Source organism: Acidovorax sp. KPB24-03 (genome assembly GCF_057546605.1).
The window spans coordinates 1-1,466 of sequence record NZ_BAAJYR010000631.1 but is presented as its reverse complement, the minus strand read 5'-3'; the positions used below and the strand labels follow the sequence as shown (position 1 = coordinate 1,466).

At 72.0% G+C, this 1,466-nt stretch carries 1 protein-coding gene and 1 pseudogene; one reads left to right on the top strand and one right to left on the bottom strand.

Annotated features, from left to right (window positions below):
* Window positions 1–322, top strand: a pseudogene (locus AC27KI_RS24680) (hypothetical protein); the annotation flags it as partial.
* A gap of 63 nt (window positions 323–385) precedes the next feature.
* Here the strand turns inward: AC27KI_RS24680 and AC27KI_RS24675 are convergent.
* Window positions 386–1,285: a tetratricopeptide repeat protein gene (locus tag AC27KI_RS24675; RefSeq protein WP_487116409.1), complete on the bottom strand. Its 900-nt coding sequence runs from the start codon at window positions 1,283–1,285 to the stop codon at window positions 386–388.
* Window positions 1,286–1,466 lie beyond the last annotated feature (181 nt).

The window sequence follows — 1,466 nt, the reverse complement described above, 5'->3', positions numbered from 1 at the left end:
CAGCGCGCACTGGATGGCGGGCTGGTCCATCCATGGCGCATCGCGCGTGGGTGCCGTGCCCCAGGTCGCCGCGCGGGGCGTGCGCGCCGGCCAGGTCGTGGAGATGGCCGGCGCCGCGGCGCCCTTGAGCTTCAAGGAAGACCGCACGGTCCCGCCGGTGCTGGAGTTCGCAGGGGTGAGCAACCTGCGCATGGACCGGGTGCGGCTGGAGGTGTGGTCGGGCATGCGCTCGTCCAACCCGGTGGAACGGCTCATGCCGTGGATGCCCCTTTTCACCGGGGCCGTGTTTCTGGGCCTGATGCTGTGGTGGCGCCGCCGTTGAGCGGGCGGTGGGACAGCGACGGTGGGGCAGCGGCGCCGGGCCTTGGGGCCCGCGCGCGTCCAGTCACAGGTCCAGCGGCTGCCCGGGCTTCCACGCATCGGCGCGCCGCCGCGCTTCGGCGATATCGACCGGGCCCATCCTGCGGGCCAGCAGCTGAAGGTGCACAGCCCCGTAGCGGGGCAGGGTGAGCGGGTCTTCCGGGTTGCCGCGGCCCAGGCGGTCGGCCAGTTCCAGCAACATGTAGGCGGCAACGGGCCGCTGGGCCACGGTGGCCGCGCCGTTGGCATAGAGATCGCCCAGCCGGTACAGCCCGGCCGCATCGCCCTGGCGCGCCGCGCGCAGGTACCAGTTCTCGGTCAGCGACATCTGGCGGGGTTCTCCGCCGCGGCCCTCCTGGTAGATGGCGCCCAGCCGCACCGCCGCCAGGCTGGAGCCCTGGTGGGCGGCCCGGGTCAGCCACTGCATGGACTCGGCATGGTCCCTGGGGATGCCGTTGCCCTCGTCCAGCATGGCCGACAGCAGCACCATGGCCCGCAGGTGCCCTTGCTGGGCCATGGCCCGCACGGTGGGCAGAACGTCCAGGCCCTGGCCGCGGCGCCATTGGGTCTCGGCCGCACCGAGCCGGGCCAGTTGTTCCATGCCTTCCCGCTGCGCCGCGATCTGCAGGGCGCGCGCATCGCTTTCGGCGCGGGCGATGCGTTCGGCGGCCTGGGCCTTGTTGTGGTTCCACTTCCAGCCCATCAGCGCCATCAGCACCACCACGCCGCCGGCCAGGACGATCAGGGTCCAGGGCTTGTCGCCGGGGGCGGCGGCCGGCTGGGCGCGGGCGCCCTCGGGCTTTTGCCGCGCCGCCACGCTGGTGGGAAGCACCTTGTCGTAGGCCACCTCGCACCGGGGGCATTGCCAGGCCGGTGCGGTATCGGTGGCCTGGCGGGTGTGGCTGCAGCGCGGGCACACGCGCACGGCAGCGGCGCGGGCGCCTCGGGCGTCTCCACGGGTTCGAGCGAAAGATCAGCGGGGTTCACGGTTCCATTCCTTTTGGGGGAGCGATTGTGCTGCGCCTGCCCGGCCCGAAGCGCCAGCGGCTCGAATATTCGGCAAAAAGGCCGCCAGCACAATGAAATCTAGGGCATATTGCTATCAA